18 protein-coding genes are annotated in these 18940 nt (G+C 48.3%); 9 read left to right on the top strand and 9 right to left on the bottom strand.

Annotation, left to right across the window (positions count from 1 at the left end; translation table 11 throughout):
* Nucleotides 1–9: 9 nt before the first annotated feature.
* Nucleotides 10–2385: a TonB-dependent siderophore receptor gene (locus ACQ4MZ_RS10905; RefSeq protein ID WP_430844946.1), complete on the top strand. Its 2376-nt coding sequence runs from the start codon at nt 10–12 to the stop codon at nt 2383–2385.
* A 64-nt stretch (nt 2386–2449) separates the two neighbouring features.
* On the opposite strand, the gene ACQ4MZ_RS10900 is transcribed toward ACQ4MZ_RS10905, so the two are convergent.
* Nucleotides 2450–3910, bottom strand: a complete 1461-nt coding sequence (locus ACQ4MZ_RS10900) for a gluconokinase (protein ID WP_430844945.1) — start codon at nt 3908–3910, stop codon at nt 2450–2452.
* Nucleotides 3911–4009: 99 nt separating this feature from the next.
* On the bottom strand, nt 4010–4378 hold the full coding sequence (locus tag ACQ4MZ_RS10895) for a hypothetical protein (RefSeq protein ID WP_430844943.1): 369 nt from the start codon (nt 4376–4378) through the stop codon (nt 4010–4012).
* A gap of 386 nt (nt 4379–4764) precedes the next feature.
* On the opposite strand from ACQ4MZ_RS10895, the gene ACQ4MZ_RS10890 reads away from it, so the two are divergent.
* Nucleotides 4765–4950 carry a hypothetical protein gene (locus ACQ4MZ_RS10890; RefSeq protein ID WP_430844941.1) on the top strand — a complete coding sequence of 62 codons (186 nt, stop codon included), beginning with the start codon at nt 4765–4767 and terminating at the stop codon, nt 4948–4950.
* A 28-nt stretch (nt 4951–4978) separates the two neighbouring features.
* Here ACQ4MZ_RS10890 and ACQ4MZ_RS10885 read toward each other — a convergent pair whose 3' ends face one another.
* Nucleotides 4979–6208 (bottom strand): metallophosphoesterase family protein, encoded by a 1230-nt coding sequence (locus ACQ4MZ_RS10885; RefSeq protein WP_430844939.1) that lies wholly within the window; start codon nt 6206–6208, stop codon nt 4979–4981.
* 212 nt (nt 6209–6420) lie between these two features.
* Between ACQ4MZ_RS10885 and ACQ4MZ_RS10880 the strand changes: the two genes are divergently transcribed.
* Nucleotides 6421–6933: a DinB family protein gene (locus ACQ4MZ_RS10880; RefSeq protein WP_430844937.1), complete on the top strand. Its 513-nt coding sequence runs from the start codon at nt 6421–6423 to the stop codon at nt 6931–6933.
* Nucleotides 6934–6977: 44 nt separating this feature from the next.
* Here ACQ4MZ_RS10880 and ACQ4MZ_RS10875 read toward each other — a convergent pair whose 3' ends face one another.
* Nucleotides 6978–7964, bottom strand: coding sequence for a glycosyltransferase family 2 protein (locus ACQ4MZ_RS10875; RefSeq protein WP_430844936.1), 987 nt, complete (start codon nt 7962–7964; stop codon nt 6978–6980).
* A gap of 204 nt (nt 7965–8168) precedes the next feature.
* Here ACQ4MZ_RS10875 and pgeF point away from each other — a divergent pair, with 204 nt between their 5' ends.
* Nucleotides 8169–8939, top strand: a complete 771-nt coding sequence (pgeF, locus tag ACQ4MZ_RS10870; RefSeq protein ID WP_430844935.1) for a peptidoglycan editing factor PgeF — start codon at nt 8169–8171, stop codon at nt 8937–8939.
* A 65-nt stretch (nt 8940–9004) separates the two neighbouring features.
* Here pgeF and ACQ4MZ_RS10865 read toward each other — a convergent pair whose 3' ends face one another.
* From ACQ4MZ_RS10865 to ACQ4MZ_RS10855, 3 genes are all read right to left on the bottom strand, one after another.
* Complete coding sequence (locus ACQ4MZ_RS10865) at nt 9005–9454, bottom strand: histone H1/H5 family protein, HCT subfamily (RefSeq protein WP_430844934.1); 450 nt, start codon at nt 9452–9454, stop codon at nt 9005–9007.
* Between the two features lie 140 nt (nt 9455–9594).
* Nucleotides 9595–10125 carry an RNA methyltransferase gene (locus tag ACQ4MZ_RS10860; RefSeq protein ID WP_430844933.1) on the bottom strand — a complete coding sequence of 177 codons (531 nt, stop codon included), beginning with the start codon at nt 10123–10125 and terminating at the stop codon, nt 9595–9597.
* Between the two features lie 78 nt (nt 10126–10203).
* Nucleotides 10204–10824 carry a response regulator transcription factor gene (locus tag ACQ4MZ_RS10855; protein ID WP_106599727.1) on the bottom strand — a complete coding sequence of 207 codons (621 nt, stop codon included), beginning with the start codon at nt 10822–10824 and terminating at the stop codon, nt 10204–10206.
* A gap of 260 nt (nt 10825–11084) precedes the next feature.
* On the opposite strand from ACQ4MZ_RS10855, the gene ACQ4MZ_RS10850 reads away from it, so the two are divergent.
* The 3 genes from ACQ4MZ_RS10850 (at nt 11085) to ACQ4MZ_RS10840 (ending at nt 14448) form a co-directional block, all read left to right on the top strand.
* Nucleotides 11085–12077 (top strand): GNAT family N-acetyltransferase, encoded by a 993-nt coding sequence (locus tag ACQ4MZ_RS10850; protein WP_430844932.1) that lies wholly within the window; start codon nt 11085–11087, stop codon nt 12075–12077.
* Nucleotides 12078–12166: 89 nt separating this feature from the next.
* Complete coding sequence (locus ACQ4MZ_RS10845; protein ID WP_430844931.1) at nt 12167–13456, top strand: LamG-like jellyroll fold domain-containing protein; 1290 nt, start codon at nt 12167–12169, stop codon at nt 13454–13456.
* Between the two features lie 107 nt (nt 13457–13563).
* The gene (locus tag ACQ4MZ_RS10840) at nt 13564–14448 is read left to right on the top strand and encodes an FkbM family methyltransferase (RefSeq protein WP_430844929.1); all 885 of its coding nucleotides are present in this window, start codon (nt 13564–13566) and stop codon (nt 14446–14448) included.
* A gap of 17 nt (nt 14449–14465) precedes the next feature.
* On the opposite strand, the gene ACQ4MZ_RS10835 is transcribed toward ACQ4MZ_RS10840, so the two are convergent.
* Nucleotides 14466–15899 carry a polysaccharide biosynthesis C-terminal domain-containing protein gene (locus tag ACQ4MZ_RS10835; RefSeq protein ID WP_430844927.1) on the bottom strand — a complete coding sequence of 478 codons (1434 nt, stop codon included), beginning with the start codon at nt 15897–15899 and terminating at the stop codon, nt 14466–14468.
* An 84-nt stretch (nt 15900–15983) separates the two neighbouring features.
* Nucleotides 15984–17084 (bottom strand): non-hydrolyzing UDP-N-acetylglucosamine 2-epimerase, encoded by a 1101-nt coding sequence (wecB, locus tag ACQ4MZ_RS10830; RefSeq protein ID WP_430844926.1) that lies wholly within the window; start codon nt 17082–17084, stop codon nt 15984–15986.
* Between the two features lie 142 nt (nt 17085–17226).
* On the opposite strand from wecB, the gene ACQ4MZ_RS10825 reads away from it, so the two are divergent.
* Nucleotides 17227–18120: a glycosyltransferase gene (locus ACQ4MZ_RS10825; RefSeq protein ID WP_430844924.1), complete on the top strand. Its 894-nt coding sequence runs from the start codon at nt 17227–17229 to the stop codon at nt 18118–18120.
* Between the two features lie 12 nt (nt 18121–18132).
* On the top strand, nt 18133–18939 hold the full coding sequence (locus ACQ4MZ_RS10820) for an FkbM family methyltransferase (RefSeq protein WP_430844922.1): 807 nt from the start codon (nt 18133–18135) through the stop codon (nt 18937–18939).
* Nucleotide 18940: the final 1 nt, after the last annotated feature.

Below are 18940 nucleotides of genomic sequence, written 5' to 3'. Positions count from 1 at the left end.
TTTAGATAAATGAAAAAATTTTATATTTTCTTCCTATTACTGCTGATAAGCGTTTCCGCATTTGCGCAAAACGGCAGAATATCAGGACAGATACTCAGCTCGGATGGACAGCCGGCCGAGCAAGTTTCAGTCGGAATAAAAGGATCTGCCCGCGGCGCCGTCTCTGACAATCAAGGAAAATTCACAATTGAAAGAATTAAACCCGGAAGCTATACATTGCTCGTAAGCTTCGTAGGGCTTGCCACCGTTGAAAAGGATGTGGAAGTAGCGGCCGGAGAAACGGTGAGCGTTTCTTTCACCCTCGCCGAAAGCGCCAATGAATTGCAGGAAGTGATCGTCAAAAGCGGTACTACTTACAAATCGGATCAGTTCTCATCCAGTATGAAACTCCTCACCCCGATTCTGGAAACACCTCAGAATGTACAGGTTGTCACCTCAAAAGTACTGGCCGACCAGCAGGTGATCAGCATGAGTGATGGTCTGATCCGCAATGTCAGCGGTGCGGTCCGTCTCGAACACTGGGGTGATATGTACGCCAATATCAGCATGCGCGGCTCGCAGATCCAGGCTTTCCGCAATGGTTTCAATGTCGTAAATTCCTACTGGGGGCCGTTGACAGAGGATATGAGTTTCGTCGATCACATCGAATTCGTAAAAGGCCCTGCCGGCTTTATGCTTGCGAATGGCGACCCGAGCGGTTTGTATAATGTAGTAACCAAAAAACCTACCGGTCAGACCAAAGGCGAAGTTGGTTTCAATGTGGGCAGCTTCGGCCTTTACCGTGCTACCCTCGACCTCGATGGTAAATTGAGCAAGGATAGCAAATTCCTGTACCGCCTTAATGTAGCAGCACAAAACAAAGGTTCATTCCGTCCGTATGAATACAACAACCGTTACAGCATTGCTCCGGTCATTTCTTACCAAATCGACGAGAAGACTAAGTTGACGGCCGAATATACACTGCAATATGCGAAAATGTCGAACGTAGGATCGTTCTATGTATTCTCACCCGACGGCTACGCTACGTTGCCGCGCGATTTCACGACAATGGCTCCCGGCATCGCCCCGACCAGAATCAACGACCAGAGTGTGTTTGTGAATTTACAGCACCAGCTCAACCCCAACTGGAAACTGACTGCGCAGGTGGGCTATTTCAATTACAACCAGACCGGCAGCAGCATGTGGCCGGATTCTATCAAATCGAACGGTCTTATGTACCGCGGCGTAGGTCTCTGGGATGCGAAGAGCGAAATGACACTCGGGCAGGTGTTTATCAATGGCGACATAAAAACCGGTGCGGTAAGGCACCGTATTCTGGGTGGTATTGATGTTGGCAGCAAACACTACTTCGCCGACTGGTCGCAATCGTACGCGCTGGACTCTGCCGGTGCTGAATTCGACCCTAAAAACCCCTACTATGGCACGCCGGTAATGGGTTACCCCACATTCGATCGCTCCATGCCCCTTGAATCGCGCGCAGCAGCCGGCGGAGGCTTGCAGGACCAGAACTATACAGGTCTTTACCTGCAAGACGAACTCGGTTTCCTCGATAACCGCATTCGTCTGACACTGGCTGGTCGTTACACTTATGTGAAGCAGTCGGCATACGGCGGCCCGAACCAGGAAGCGAAGCACTTCACCCCGCGTGTCGGCCTGAGCGTTTCGCTGACGAGGAATACCTCATTATACGCATTGTACGATCAGGCATTCATCCCGCAATCCGGCCGTTTGATCGGCGGCGGTTCGGTGAAACCCATTACCGGAAACAACACTGAGTTCGGGGTAAAACGCGACTGGGCGGAAGGCCATTGGAATACGACTCTTGCATTCTACAGAATTTTGAAAAACAACGAGCTCACTGGCGATCCTACCAATCCGAACTCAGGCCTGAGCATGGTATTGGGCCAAAAAAGAGCCCAAGGCGTTGAATTCGACCTTCGCGGCACGATCATCAACGGCCTTAACCTAACCGCCAACTACGCTTACACCATTTCAGAAGTAACGAAAGTGGCCGAGGGTGTAACGGACATGAAAGTAGGTGATTTGATTCCTGGGTATGCCAAGCACACAACCAATGCCTGGTTGAGCTATAAGGTACAACACGGCTCGCTGAAAAACGCGGGTATCTCTGCGGGCTTCACTTATCTGGCAGGACGTGCTACCACCAACTGGTCGACTACCAATAGCAGCCTCAACCAGCCTGATTATTTCAAACTGGACGGAGGTGTGTTTTGGGAGAAAAACAACATCCGCCTGACAGCGAACGTGTTCAACATTCTGGACAAATACCTGTACAGCGGCGGCTATTACGATTGGTTAAAGGCCTACTACTGGCAAACCGATCCTCCGAGGAATTATCGTTTGAGCGTTACTTACAAGTTTTAATAGGATAGTTAGATTTATGCAAAGAGGCTTCCCGTCGGGAGGCCTTTTTTGTTTCCCCGCCCAATCACACCGCGTGGGCCATCATCAGGTGAGCTCCCTTTTTGAATTTCCCGGCGAGTGCATCATATTGTTCATGAATGTCTTTGTGTGATGCAAATGCTTGTCCTGCCCGTGTAAAAGCAGTCAGTTCTGAAAAGTCTTTCACGGCACCCAACGCCTTCAACCCCATCATAGCGGCGCCTACCGCGCCTGTTTCGACTGTTTCATTCAGTTTCACCGTCTTACCAAACACGTCCGAAAGCATCTGTACCCAGGCAGCACTCCGGGCGAAACCGCCATTGGCATAGATCGTGTCGATTTCCTGCATTTCCATCAATATTTTGGCAATACTGTAAAGATTCAGCAAAATACCTTCCATGACCGCCCGTGCGAAATGCGCGCGTGTATGCGTAATGTCAAGTCCCGAGAACCCGCCGCGCACAGAGGAACTCCAAAGCGGTGCACGCTCTCCCAACAGGTATGGGTAAAAGAGCAATCCTTCCGCGCCTGGTTTAATCCCCTCGGCTTCCTTGAAAACCGCCTCGTACGACTCCCTGGGGAAGAATGTATTCATAAACCATTCAAAAATGACAGCTCCGTTATTGGATGGCCCTCCTACGATATAGGCCTTCTCATCGAGCACGTAGCAGAAAGTCTGCATCAGCGGGTCGGAGAATGGCTTTGCTGAACATATGCGCACGGCTGCGCTGGTACCGATTGTGACGGCCATAGAGCCGTTCCTAATGGCACCGCTGCCGAGATTGGCCAGGCAACCATCGCTCGCTCCCATGATCAGCGGAGTGCCCTCCGGCAATTTTGCGGGATTATCGCCGCGTAACTTTACAATATGGTAGGGTGATACTGCCTTGGGCAGTTTTTCTACTTTAAGCCCTAACTTCTTTAATGTGTAATCATCCCATTGCAATTCGCGGATATTGAACATTCCGGTAGCGGAAGCAATGGAATAATCCACCAGAAACTCTCCCGTGAGCCTATACACGATATACTCCTTCACGCCTACGAAGTTGCTTGTCTTCCGGTAAATATCCGGTGCATTTTTCTTCATCCACAGCAACTTGCACACGGGCGCCATCGCATGAATGGGCGTTCCGTTGTTATAGTAAATCTTCTTGCCTACCTGTGACGCCCGCAACCGGGTAGCAATATCAGCACTGCGGTTATCAGCCCAGATAATCAGGTTGGTGAGTTGCTTTCCGTCTTTATCAAGCGCTAACACACCATGCATGGCGGCGCTGAAACAGATACCAACCGGTCCGCCATGGTCCTTGCATTTAGCCGTTACCTTTTTTAACGTCTTGCAGGCTGCCTGAAAAATTTGCTCCGGATCCTGCTCGCTCCAATCCGGGTGCGGATGCTGCATTTCATAACTTTCACTATGCGACGCGAGGATTGTACCCGAAACGGTATCGAAGGCTACCGATTTGACGTTTGTTGTGCCGATATCACAACCGATAATATAGGGCATTGGCAATTGTTTTAGAGGCAAAACCCGCATTCCCGCACGCGGGAAAGACGGTCAGTGATTACTAAAACAAAAGTATGGATTTTGGGGTAACGAACAACCCTACAAAGCCGTAGCCATACGCTCCGTCCTTGTCGCTATGACGAAAGTCTGCACAAACTTCTCATTGCCGTCGGTCAATTCGAAGGTGTATTTACCATCTTTCATCACCGACAAATCGAAATTCTTGTGGTAACGCTTATAAACGAGCGTCTTCTCAACAAAAATAACGTTCTGCTCTTCGTCCCTGATCCGCACCAGCACACGGTCGGTTTTAGGGTATTTGTAACTCAGCTCGAATTGCATCGGTTTGACCTGCATCACGTAAAAATCGGCGAAGTAGGCGTCAGGTTCGGCATTTGTTACCGTTTGGGCGCGGGCAGCAAAGACGCTGCATAAAAAAGCGAGTAAGAAGGTGAAAGAGATTTTCATAGGAGTGAGGTGCTAGGTTTATTAAAATATTTCTATTTCATTAAATCCTCGACTTGCAGAACATAATTCCGAAAATCAATACCTCAAAAATACTTTATACTAAAATAGCATTCAACTACCAAATATAGAGACACTTGAAAGTTATTTAAATAGCCATTTCCATTCTTAGCAGGATACCACGAAACTGTCCATCACTATGCACATTGTTTAAATAGTACAAACTATCTCTGACTCTCAGCAAATTGCACTCAAATCCCGAAATCTGCATTACCGCTGCGCACCAGAACAGATTTCTGAAACAGGACTAAAAAATACAGGTGAATGCGAGAAACTTAACCCCGATTTACTATTTTCGCAGCATCGAAAGCTATTAATACATTCCGAATATGTCTGAAACATCGCATACCGAATCTACTTCGCTGCCAACCTTCGCTTACATCGCAGCGTTCATTATCCTTTTCATCATCCTGGCAGTATTTGGTGACCTGTTCGTATTCATCCTCGGCACCATCGGTCTGGTTGTGACTTTCGCAGCGTTTTACAAAGACAAAAGCCACGACGATCATCACTGACAAGCAGCCCGCGAGGGCATGATCATATTCAACGGACGGCCAGCTCGGGAAGGACATTAATCACCTCCCATTCGAGTTGGCCGTTCGCTTTGTTTACGGTCCAGCTTTCTTCCATCACGCACGTATCTTCCAGGTCGCGGTACTCGGCGACGAGCTTCTCGTTCCGCAGCAGCAATCGCGCAAACCCGTTATACCCCAGCGCACGGCCTTTGATTTCCTTCCTCACCCGTGTGTCGTAATAGTCGATTTTAAATAATTCTCCCGCATCGGGTGGCCTGATTTCGACCGGAAGTCCGCCGTGTCCGATGCAGCGCCCGTAAGCCTGCGGCCCCTTACCATTCCGGTCGAACCGGTATGCTACCAGGCGGTGGTCGTGCCCCCAGATCCAGACAACCGGTCGCTGTGCGTCGCCCATAAGCTTTTGCAACTGCTCGCCGGGCCGGATGTATTCTTCCCGGAATGCCGACATATACGGATGGTGGCTCAGGATTACAATACCGCGCGTGTCGAGCGGATCGCCGATCTTCACCACGTCGCGCAACCATGCCACCTGCTCTTTCCGCAAATGACAATCCGGCGGAGAGAGTATTTCAAGAAAAGGCCTGCCTACCGAGGTATAGCCGGTATCAATGCCGATAATGCGCCAATGGTCGTTCTCCAGACAAAAAAAACCGGCCTGTTGTGTTTTGCGCACATCACCCACTTGCGCATACATCGCGGGAAGCAAATGCTGAAAGAATGCATTGCCATTGGAATACATTTCGTGGTTTCCCGACAACGCCAGACTGCCCGAAGCGCCGTAATACCAGGAGGCGTATGGGGCTGTGAAGTTCTCTTCCACTTCTTTGGGGGTTCCTACGAAGTAAATATCACCCATATGAACGGTGTAATCGGGTGCATGGCGCGCTACAAGGTTCGCAACCGCATCGGATTCGGCCGTATCACTGGCCCAATCCGAAAGCAATGCAATGCTGATCTCATCTCTCGAAGCAATGGAAGACTGCAGCGGGTAAACGCCCGTGTCGCCATTACGCGGGTACGCCTGGTAGGGATGCCTTGCGCCAAACCGGCTGCGCAGGTAATGCCAGGCAAAGCCGATCAGATTGGTTTTGAAAAATTCAGAAATGACATTGGTGACCGACGACGTCTGTTCCACCCGCTTTTCATATAGTTCGAGTTGGGTTTTGGCATGGTTCTCTGCCTCGCTGTGGCCGAGATTGAGGTATTTCTGCGCACGTTCTTCGGAAGTTCCGGGCATAGCGGTCCTTTACATAAATGGGTGTGGATAGTAAATAAAATAATAACCCGCCTAACCTCCGCGATTATAGTCCGATTTTCTTGAAACCCGCCCAGCCGTATGTCACCCAGCGACACATTACCGTTGCTTAAATATTTGATTCCCGTGTTGACAATCGCATTCCTTACCGTTACCTTTCGCGAAATTTATCAACCACCAAACACAAAAATCGAATGAAAAAAATTGCTATTATCTGTATGCTTTTAGTGGCGGGCAAAGTGGCATCCGCGCAAACCATGACGGCCAAGTACATTAAGGATTGGGAGCGCGCAAAGGAATACACTAAAGAATACCTGGATGCAATGCCGGAAGACGGCTACGCCTTGAAACCTACCCCTGAAATCCGGTCGTTCGCGGCGCAGATGGATCACCTTGGAGATGCCAACTACCTGTTTGTTTCGGCAGCAACCGGCAAAGCGAAGCCCGAAGGTTCTCTTGAAAAGCGCGCTGACCAGTCGAAAGAAGCTGTAACTAAAGGCGTGATGGAGAGCTACGACTTCGTGATCGCAGCATTGAAAGGAATGACCGACGCCGACCTCGCGAAGGATGTAAAAGTATTCGGTATGGATATGAAGGCCGGAACTGCATTTGAAAAGGCTTTCGAACACCAGACTCACCACCGCGGACAAACGACCCCTTACATTCGCATGAAGGGTGCTACGCCTCCGAAAGAGAAGTTGTTCTAAAACAAAAATGGCCGGTTCGAACCGGCCATTTTTATTGCTATCATTTACCCCGATAACTTGCTTTTCAGGTTATAGAAATTCAGGGCGAAAAAGCTGTATATTTTCATAAAAAACGGCGGAATGATGAAATCCCGGATCACCTCCTTCTTCCGCTCCGGCGATGGGTCGGCCATTGAAAGGTACTTCACCGCATATTTGACGCGTGGCCAGTAAGTGTCGCCATATTCTCTCGAAAACAGCATTTTATAGTAGTACGTAGCGATATTCTTAGTGAGCCGGTCGTGGTATTTGTATTTCAATTCCTTATCGATATTGGAATACATTTCAATACGGTTGAAAAGGAAATCCTTCCCGTAATGATTATCCGCAAAGCTCGCGCCTCCGCGCTGCTTCCGGTAGACCGACATTACTTCGTCAATATAGCCAATCGGCCCGCGCGTTGCGAGCATGATGTTACGGGGAATATCACCGCTAGTTGATCGGTTCGTCCATTCAGGATCCGGATTTTTAGCAAAATCCTCAGTCCGGAACATCAGGCTCGACGTCGCGATAAAGCAAAGTTCGTCCTCTCCGATAAGGTCATCAACCGTAAATTCTTTCTTATTAATCCAATTGACCAGGTGCGGTGGGGCTGCGTTATCGTCATAAATCACCCTTGCATTATGAAAACAAGCCGAGTAATGCGGATTCGCATCCATCATTTCCACCTGCTTTTGTAGCTTGTCCGATACGATTAGATAATCGTCGCCATCGAACTGGGCAATATATTCGCCTCTGGCAGCGGCAAAGGTCGCCAATGCATTGAATTTCCCGTTCAGGCCCAGGTTTTTCGGGTGCAACAATAGCCTGATTTTATCGGGGAAACGCTGCTGGTATTCGGTTAATATCGCCCGGGTGTTGTCTTTGGAAAAATCATCTCCTACAATAATCTCGAAATCAAATGTAGTCTGCTGCATCAGGATCGAGTCCAGCATTTTTGCTACAAATTTTTCATGGTTGTAGGTGACTACACACACGCTCACTTTTATCATAGTCACTGTTTCATTGAATAAGCGGAGTCGCTCGGCACAAATTTAGCTGAATTCTACTCAAAATCTGTACCCCGCTATTTTACGGTTCGTTTACGGGGAACTCCCGGGCGCATAACGGCAATGCCTCAAAATAAATTCGGCCCGAAATGAATCCGGCGGTGCGATCGTTTAATTTTGATACCGATTTCCACTAATTCCAGAAGAATGCTCGCTTTCTCCACGACCGACAAGCAACCGATATTCCGTAAACCACAGATATTTAACCAGTTCCCTGAATTGGTTGCCGCTGAAAGTACACGCCACGGCGGTGTAAGTACCGGCCATTACGCATCGCTGAACCTCGGCGGATTTCAGGATAGTCCCGAAAATATCATGCAGAACAACCTGATATTCTTCGGAGCACTAGGTATACCGTTTGAAAACGTCGCAAAAGCGAATCAGGTGCATGGCACCGATATTGTAACGGTTACATCTCCGGCGCGTTTCGAGGGATTCGACGCCCTTGTAACCAACGTAGCAGGCATTCAGCTCGCGGTTACTGTCGCCGATTGCACACCTATCCTGATTTACGACCCCGTAACGGGTGCGGTGGCGGCCATTCATGCCGGCTGGCGCGGTACAGTAGGCGGCATTGTAGAAAAGACCGTCGCTACCATGCAGAAAAATTACGGCACGCGAGCCGAAGATTGTTTCGGATATGTAGGCACCTGCATTGATGAATGCAGCTTTGAAGTGGGTGAGGATGTTGCGCAGCATTTCACCCCGGCCTATAAACGCCGGGACGAAGGAGCCGGTAAATTTTTCGTCGACCTGAAAGCCTCCAACCGCGACCAGCTGACCCGCAGTGGTATAAAGCCTGAGCAAATAGAAGTTTCGCCTTATTCGACCGTGATCCACAACCAGGATTACTTCTCACACCGTGCCGAGAAGGGCCTGACCGGCCGCCTGCTCGTTACGATAGGCCGAACCAGCTAATCTAAAAGCAAAACGACCAGCAACGGGATTCCTTTGCTGGTCGTTTTTCAGGCATCTACCTTTTGTTATGCTTTCTCAGGTGCAGGCGCAGGTGCCTCAGTTTTCGGAGCAGCTGCAGGTTTCGCGGCAGGCTTGGCGGGAGCCGCTTTCGGAGCAGCAGCTGGTTTTGCCGCGGGCTTCGGAGCACTAGCTTCTTTACCTACAGTAGGCTTCGCAGGGGCAGCCACAGGCACTTTGGATGAAGCAGCTGCTACCAGCGCTGCTACTTTTTCTTTCTTCTCCGCTTTACTCTTCTTGCCTTCTTTCTTATCCTTTACTTTTTTCTCCGCATTCTTGGCCTCTTTGGCTTTCTTTTTTAGAGTTTCCTTTTCAAACTTGGCTACTTTTTTTGCCAGTTTTGCGGCCGCTTTTTCGATCGATTTCTTTATTTTCTTCGAACCGGCAGTGACTGCTTCAATCTTTCCGGTAAGTGTCTCAGCAATCTCTGTCGATAACTTTTTGGTAGCGGATTTCATAAATCTGATATTAAGAATTTCATAAATAATACATGGAGCCCGGCCCTGTACGGGAGCTGTTTCAGGTCAAAATTGCCGTCAGACAATAACCTACAAATACCCATTATTAATTTATAAATAGCAAATTTTCCGTATTATTTTTATGTTATATTTCTCTTTACAAAATCCCACAATACGATTCCTGCCGATACCGAGACATTGAAAGAATGCTTCGTCCCGAACTGTGGGATTTCCAGACAACCGTCGGATTCTGCGATCGCGGCATCACTCACGCCTTCTACCTCATTACCAAATACAAAGGCATAAGGAACTCCCCTATCCGGCTCGAAATTCTGCAGCAGCATACTTCCCTCGGCCTGTTCTACACACCAGACTTTATACCCCTCCGATTTCAACATTTTAACGGCCTCTGCCGCACTCGGGCATTTCTCCCACGCTACCGACATTTCTGCCCCAAGGGCGCTGCGCGTGATCTCGCGATGCGGCGGCGCCTGGGTGTAGCCGCAGAGGATTATTTTCTCTGCCCGCAGCGCATCCGCAGTCCGGAAAAACGAGCCGATGTTGTTCAGGCTCCTGATGTTGTCCAGCACGATCACAAACGGGAATTTTTCCGACTCCCTAAACTCTTCGACCGACATCCGGTCCATTTCATCTACACTCAGCTTACGCATGAATTTCACTCGATTGATTTCACAAAAAAAGGTTTCTGCACCTGGCACAGAAACCTTTTTCGGTATGGTAAGAATAATTTACTTAATCTTGGTAATCAGCTCTACAATGTTCTTAACGCCCAGTTTTTCGAAAATACGGGCTTTGTAAGTACTGACAGTGGAGAGCTGCAAGTTCAGTTTTTCTGCGATTTTTGCGGTTCCTAACCCCTCCTTCAAAAGGTTCATCACGTCGGTCTCGCGCGGCGAAAGGCTCACGATCGGGTCCGGCATATATTCCTTTGGATTGATGAGACGGTTGATATTCATTTGCTGCATATCTTCGCTCATGTACTTCTTATTATTCAGAACGCTCATAACAGCGGTTTTGAACTCTTCTTCCGGTGCATCTTTCGACAGGTATCCGTCAGCACCTGCTTGAAGGTACATCAAGCCATAGAGTTGTTCGTCATAACTCGAAAACATAAGAATTCTGACGCCTGGCGATTTCGCGCGAATGGTTTCCACCATTTTGGTAGTGTTACCGCCCGGAATATTGATATCCAGAATCAGGAGGTCATAAGCTTTGGTCTCGAGTTCCTGAAGAATTTTATCAAAATCGTCAACGTCCGAAATTGTTGAATCCGGAATTAGTGATTTGAGGAGGTGTTTGGTACCGATTCTTACCACAGCATGGTCTTCGGCGATCAGTATGTGTTTCATGGATGGGTTGGGTCCAATGGATGTAAAAACTACTGGTGTCAAATTAATCCGGACAATCAATTTCCAGCATGATGATTGCCCTTGAACTGAAAATCCTGATTACCAACCAGTACAATTTTGTACATCCTGGTTGAACTGATTTGATGAATTAACAAAAATAGTAATCAGCATTGTATTAAACATAAAAAATATCAAATTAGTATATCAATTATTTATCAAAATCCTTGATCTGAGCACATTTAACACACATACTATAACTTTTGAGCCCGATCAGTAATAGTTTTACACGCACTTCTCTTTGCTCCTGGACCAGCAACGACAGCGTCGTGGATGTATTTCCAATGCAGGAAGCGCCCTTTCCTACGACCGTCCCATGGCTTTTTTTTGGGAAGGAACAACTTGCCATGCAGAGTTCTGACCTAATTTATTCATTTATTCTTACTTCCAAAGAATCCGGTCATATTTTGGCCGTATTTCACTGCCTGCCAGGCGCTCAGCAATGGACTTCCCCGCCGTTAGCCCCGTTCGGCGGCATCATGCCCGTAGCACACTGCCATGAGCGCCAGTTGACATTCCTGCTTTTCTGCATCCGCAAATGGGCAATCCGAATGGGATGCAAAACACTCACCGTGAAAACAGCGCCGGCATGCTACCACCCGCTTACCCACGAAATTTGCCATCGCAGCTACCTCGCCGCCGGTTTTTCTCCCAATCATACCTATTCTAATCATTATATTCCTATTACTGGTCAGCGTTTTGACCAGATTATTGAGCCAGCGGAGCGTCGGCGATTAGCCAAAGGCAAAAACACGGGATTACATATTTATCTGAAACAGGGGTTTTGTGACGAAACAACAGGAACCATGCTTCGCGAATGCGACCGTGCGCACGGCCGACAACTGCGGGTGGCGCCTGGAGAATTGAACCGGATCGTTAGTGCCTCACCCGAAAGCTACGTTACAGTAACGGCTAGAAACGGGGAACAAACCGTCGCCGCGGCGTTACTGGTGCGCGTCGCCAGCCACGTGCTTTACCATTTTCTGTCTGGTTTTCTTCCGGAATTCCGCACCATTAGCCCTTCACTCATGCTTTTTGAAACCGCCTATCAATATTGCGGAAATAACGGCATACAAATTCTGGACCTTGGCATTTCTCTCGACCACCTCGGTCATGAAAAGACATCATTAGCGAGCTTCAAGCGGCGCATTGGTGGCCAGGGATGTCCCAAAATTATTTACGAGGCGATGATCTGAATTTTTACGGGATCGGGAATCTCCGATTCTTTTCGGAAGTTAGAAAAATTACTGACCTTACTACCTCATTCACGTACATTTCCTAAACTATGAGCCTTATTCGTAGGGTTGCCTTCCTTCTCTCTATCATTTACGTTCATTCAGCTGCATTTGCCCAAATCGATCTCGAACGAGGGCTAGTTGGCTGTTACCCGTTTTCAGGAACTGCAGAAGATTACAGTCCGATCGCAAATCACGGAGTCGTATCGGGCGCCCAACTTACCGCCGACCGCTTCGGTAATTCCAATTCCGCCTATCAGTTCGACGGCTACGACGACAGGATTGAGATCGGCGCCGCCGATTTGCAACTTAACAATTTCACTTACTCCGTATGGGCCTATCCCGATTACGCTCCCTCACCCACAACTGCCATGTTTCTGTTCTCGGTCGGGAGCGACTACGGTGACCAGCACATCCTCTTCGGCGACCATTATTCCAATGACAGGCATACCGGCTTTTCACACGGGTCGTACCTGGGTGTTGCCGACAATATCCTGTGTTCAGGACCATCAGTGGAGCCGACCAACCGATGGTATCACCTCGTGCTGGTAAGGGATGACGACAATTACTATTTCTACGTCAACGGCCAAGTGGTTTGCTCCAACAGTGCGAACGGAAAAAACGCTTTCTATGGAGTCAATACCGTGCATGCGATGATTGGCGCACGCAATAATTACGGGCAGGCCTTTTTTGGGCGCCTGGACGACATCCACCTCTATAACCGGCCGTTGAACAAGGCGGAGATAGATGCATTGTATAATGGTCCCAATATTCCTGCAGATCCCATAAACGGTCAGTTAACCGTGGACAGAAACCAGATTTGCGGCGGCGAGCCTGTTTCGCTGAAAGTTGTTTCCGACAAACCAGGCTCTCTTTTTAAATGGCAAGTCGATGATGTGGCACAATCCGAATCGTCATCGGTGCTATTACTAAAAACAGAGAAAAAAACGTTCGACTATCCAATAAAAGTGAACGTGACTGTTGAGTTCGATTTGACGTGCTTCAGCCAACCTGCTCCGTTCGAATTAAGCAAAATACTGCAAGTCAAAAACTGTGTGGATCCACCGGAAGAAGCGTCCTCATTACTGGTTCCCGACATTTTTACACCTAACCATGACGGCAAAAACGATACCTGGAAAATTTACAATGCCGAGGGGGTGGAAACGTTGCGCATTTACATTTTCAACCGGTGGGGTGAGGTAATTTATTATTCCCAAGGTTACACCACCGAATGGGATGGCAAGTACAGGGACAAACTGGTGCCGTCCGGCAGCTACGCATTCCGCATTTTTTCGGGAGAAAAGCTGGTAAAACAGGGTAGCCTCATGATAGTTTACTAGATCCAGCCATCGGAGGGACGTGTCAGGAACGTTTTGCTTACAGGGGGCAAATAGCTACATTAGCAGCCAAAATCTGCCCGGCCTGGCATAAAACCTCGAACAGCCTGATGAAGTTAAAGACGATCAAGACCATACTGAGTCACCCTTTAAATCAGAAAAACAAACTCCCGGCCTTGATGACGTTCTTCAAAAGAGGGATTGTCATTCGCTTGCATCACCACCCGATGGTGTACCCATTTCTCGAAAACACTTCACTGGTAGTCGAAAAGGGAATGTCCAGTGCCGAACTTCAGATTTATACAGGGCTGTATGACCTTCACGAAATGCTCTTCCTTACGCATTACCTGCGTCCAGGCGACACGTTCGTGGATGTAGGCGCCAATGTGGGAGTATACACGATCCTGGCTGCGGGCGTAGCGGGGGCCAACACAATCGCATTTGAGCCGATCCCGTCGACGTTCTCGAAATTAAAAAGAAATGTAACCTACAATCAGCTGGAAAGCCTGGTTGACCTGCGCAACCTTGGGGTAGGTGATAAGGAGGGAAAACTGGTCTTTACCAACAATTTAGACGCCACCAACCACGTAATCACCAACAGTCATGAATCCGCAGGCGCTACTATACAAGTTCCCGTTGACACGCTGGACCACCTGTTGGCAGACAAAACGGCGAACTTTTTGAAGATCGATGTAGAGGGCTTTGAGGCCAATGTCATCAACGGCGCGCCCAATACCTTGTCCAATCCCAATTTGAGGGTGATCATTATGGAAACGAATGGCCTCTCAGATCAATACGAGTTTGGACAAAATTACCTCCATAACAAGCTGCTGGACCTGGGATTTGTTCCGCACAGCTATGATCCATTTAAAAGAATCCTGCAAAAACTGGAAACCACCGGCTCCCACGACACCATTTATTTACGCGACCTGGAATTTGTACAGGAACGCATCAAAAGTGCACGAAGAATCCGGTTCCGGAAAATGGACATTTAATTATGCCGCGCTTCGGATCATTTACCATTCACGTAGGGCAGCCGCTTTTTGGCTGTCTCAAAAAGCGCCCTTATCTCCGGCGAAACATCCAGTTTAAGTATCAAAATTGCGAAAGCCACGCATAAAAACGCCGACCGGAGCACGATCGCGATCATGGCCGACAATTTGGAAATAGTATATGCCGGTTCAAGAAAAGTGCATAAATACAACACAGCCAGCACCAGTACAACTTTCACGGTTCCCTGCGAGAAAGGCTGAACGCCAAATTTACGCCAGACCAGAAATAACCTCGACATTGAATAAAGAAACGTCGTGATCATGGTAGCTAACGCAGCCCCGATAAAACCATACATGGGTATGAACAAGACGTTCAATAAAAAGCCCAAAACAGCCGACCCCAGAATGAGGTACGTTGCATATTTATAAAACCTCGAATAGAGGATTATTTCCGTATTGAGCCCTGTTCCGGTATCGAATACTTTTACCAATGCCAGGAAAAGCACCACGAGCTTACCTTCGCGATAGGTTTCGCCTTTGGGAATGAGCAGGAAAATATCATCAATACTGCTCCATATCAGCAAAAAGAATAATCCTCCTGCGATCAATTGGTTCAATGCTGATTTGACGTTGATCTGACGAACAAATTCATAATCTTCCTTTCCCAGGGAGGTAGATAATAAAGGAATCGATATTTGTGAAATAGCTTTCTTGGGTATTTCAATTACCCCGGCTATATATGCGGCAATGATAAATATTCCTGTCTGAATAAGCCCCCGCTCTCCCGCCAGCATCGAGCGGTCGATAAAAAGCATCAGGTTTACGCCTATGCCGCCGAGGATTGAGAAACTTCCGTAGGCGAGCATGCTTCTGAATAATGGCCTGGTGAGTATTTCCGGATTGGGTTTAAACCAATACCATTTTCCCAACCTGTGAATATAAACGATTAGAGAGATCAGGGCCAGCCCATAAGACGCGATCAGCATCCAGAGCATTACCTGGAAGCTCACCCAACCGAATCCGAACATCAGAATGACCATTATGTTGGCCAATCGCAGGAAAACTTCACGGATAAAATTGGGAACTGCAATGCGCGAATTATTCCGGCAATAAGATTCCAATACAGCCAGGTATAGCCAGAATATCGTCAGAGGAATTACCAGAATATGGTATTTGATCAATAACGGGGAATTTTCGGAATAATACTCTTGTATCCATCCCGAACATAGCAGGTAAAGGATCGTGAATAATAAACCTCCCACAAACGGCAAACCTAAAAGGAGTGGCAATATGCCATTGTGCCCGGAATCGTCATCCCTGAAGTTTGCAAAAAACTTGTCCGCGATAAGCGGCGTACCCAAATGTGCAAAAGCAGCAAAAAGTAAACTGTTCTCGAAAAGCAGCCGGGTCAGCGCCAATTCTTCTACCGAAAGAAATTTGGTAGAAACATACATTTGATTAATAATTCCAATCCCAACCCCGATATAGGAGCCAATCCCCGCCTTTAAGCTTTGTCGAACAACAATTCCCACATCAATCTATTTTAAATACTTCTTTTGGATTATTTGCACAATACGGTCCGATGCAAGGCCGTCCCATAGCGCAGGCAAAGAAGTTTGGTTCTTCTCTCCGTTTATAACTTCACTTATAATACCCATCCCATAAGCCACGTCCAAATCACCCACAAGTCTGTTCGTCCCCTCCCGGATTGTCGATGGACGTTCCGTGGACTTCCTGAAAGTCACACAGGGCACGCCCAAAAATGTAGTTTCCTCCTGCACACCGCCAGAATCGGTGATCACAAGAGCTGCATTGGAAATCAGATTAATAAATTCCAGATAACCCTGGGGTGGCAGCAAATACAAATCGTTGCAATTTTCGAGCTGATTCCAGAATTCATGACTGATAAGGTTCGATTTTGTCCTGGGATGAACCGGAAAAACCACCGGCCTGAGTTTACACAAGTTTTGTATCAAATCCACCAGCAATGCCAGGCCTGCAGGCGAGTCTACATTCGACGGCCGATGCATCGTCAACGCCACATAACTACCTTTTTCCAATCCCAAATCTTTCAGCAATGCGAGCTCCGATATTTTTTCCCGGCAAGAAACCAGCGAGTCGATCATTACATTACCCACGAAATGGATCTTGCCCGGTGCTATACCTTCATTTTGCAGATTGCTCACAGCCGCTTCCTCTGAAACAAAAAGCTCGTCGGACATATGGTCGATCAAAATGCGGTTGACTTCCTCGGGCATGCTTTTGTCGCCGCTCCGCAATCCGGCCTCCACATGCGCCAGCTTTATGCCTTCTTTCGCCGTCACCAATGCGCAGGCCAAACTCGAATTGACGTCGCCGACAACCACCACGAGGTCCGGGGTTTCGCTCGAAAGCACCTTTTCGAAAGCCAGCATGATTTCTGCCGTCTGTCTGGTGTGGGAACCGCCGTGAATGCACAAAGAGAAATCCGGTTCAGGAAGGCCTAGCTGCGTCAGGAATACCTTGTACATGGCATCGTCGTGGTGCTGACCTGTATGAACCAGGCTGACGGAAAATCCCGGATATTTTGAGAAGGCTCTGTACAGGGCCGCTACCTTCACAAAATTGGGCCGCGCGCCCATCACGCATATTATTTTCAACGACTTCGACGACAGTTTTTCTGCAAAGGTAGTACAGTTTGGCCACCAAAACTCGCCGCCCCGACATTTTACTACTTTCGCATTTGTTGTGATTTAGAAACGATTCGGCCTACTTTTGCAACGATAACAGACAAATGAGCTCATGCGCGCCCATGCCCCGATCGTTCTTTTTTGCTATAACCGCCCCTGGCATTTGCAGCAGACCGTCAAGAGCCTGCAAATGAATGCGCTCGCTTCCGAAAGCGAATTGTATATTTATTCCGACGGGCCAAAGTACACGCAAGAGGCGGAAGCTGTGAAAGAGGTGCGCGAGTACATTTCGGGCATTACGGGTTTCAAAAGTGTAACGATCTTCGAATCTCCGCAAAATAAGGGTCTGGCGGTTTCTGTGATCGAGGGAGTCAGCTATGTGCTTTCCAAACACACTGATGTGATTGTACTGGAAGACGATATGCTGAGCACCACAGATTTTTTGTCATTTATGAACCAGGCGCTGGACGTCTATGCCGGGCGATCTGATATTTTTTCGGTAACCGGTTACACTCCACCTATCGACGTTCCGGAAAGTTACCCGCATGACCTGTACCTGGTACCGCGGGCAAGCTCCTGGGGCTGGGGAACCTGGGCACACAAATGGGCAAAGGCCGATTGGCAGATGCGTGATTTTCAAAGCCTGAAAAACGACGACAAAAGGCAAAATGCGTTTAACCAGGGCGGTGACGACCTGTGGCCAATGCTGGCCAAGCAACAAAAAGGCGTGATCGATTCGTGGGCTATCCGCTGGACTTATTCACAGTTCGCCAACGACGCGTATGGACTTTATCCGGTCCATTCCAAAATCAAAAATATCGGAACCGACGGCAGCGGCACTAATTTCACTTTCAAATCCGGGGAATACGGAGAAGAAATGGCGGAAGGAGACGTGGTTATGCCCCCCGATTTGAAACCTGACGCTGGTTTGATCACTGCATTCCGGCAATATTACCGGTTACCTTTCCTTTTAAAAATCAAAAACCGGGTCAAATACGGCATTTGACCTACTATACATATGTATTGGCTCCGTTACCTGCTTAAAGAACCTTATCATGCCCTCGGCTCGGCCCGGAACCGGGAATTTATGGCATTGCTGCTCAAATACGGCAACCGCACCCGCTACAAGCTGACGGACGTCGCATTCGGCGGATTCAAACTTAAAGTCCCCGATACCATGTCGTTCGTTTGGCAGCATAAGGAAATCTTTGCAGACGAGTTCTATTACTTTGAAACCAAGCAATCCCAACCGGTGATTTTCGACTGCGGTGCGAATATTGGAATGAGCGTTCTGTATTTCAAAAGACTGTTCCCCAAAGCCAGATTGCTTGCATTCGAGGCTGAGCCCGCAATTGCCTCGCTGTTACGCCACAACCTTGGAAGCAATGGCGTGAACAATGTCGAGATTATTGACAAAGCCGTGTGGATCAATGACGATGGCATTTGGTTCGGCAGCGAATCGGCGGATTCTTCTTCCATTTATTCGACCGCCCAAAAGCGAAAAATCGATTCCATTCGCCTGAAAGACTTTCTGGAAAAGGAAAGCCGGATTGATTTTCTGAAAATGGATATTGAAGGAGCTGAGATCGACGTATTGCATGATTGCCGGGACTCACTCGCGCATGTGCAAAACCTTTTCGTGGAATTCCACTCCTACATCGGCAATGCGCAGGGCCTGGCTGATGTGGTGAAGGTTTTTGAAGAGAACGGTTTTCGTTATTATGTGGATACCAATCAGCACCGGCTCCGGCCATTTGTGAACCATCGCTACCGTGGTAACGACGTGATGGATTTGCAGCTGAACATCTTCGGATGGCGGGAATAAA

Source organism: Dyadobacter sp. BHUBP1 (assembly GCF_050587785.1).
GTDB lineage: Bacteria > Bacteroidota > Bacteroidia > Cytophagales > Spirosomataceae > Dyadobacter.
Note: the sequence above shows the minus strand (reverse complement) of the source record. Positions and strands in the feature narration are given on the sequence as shown.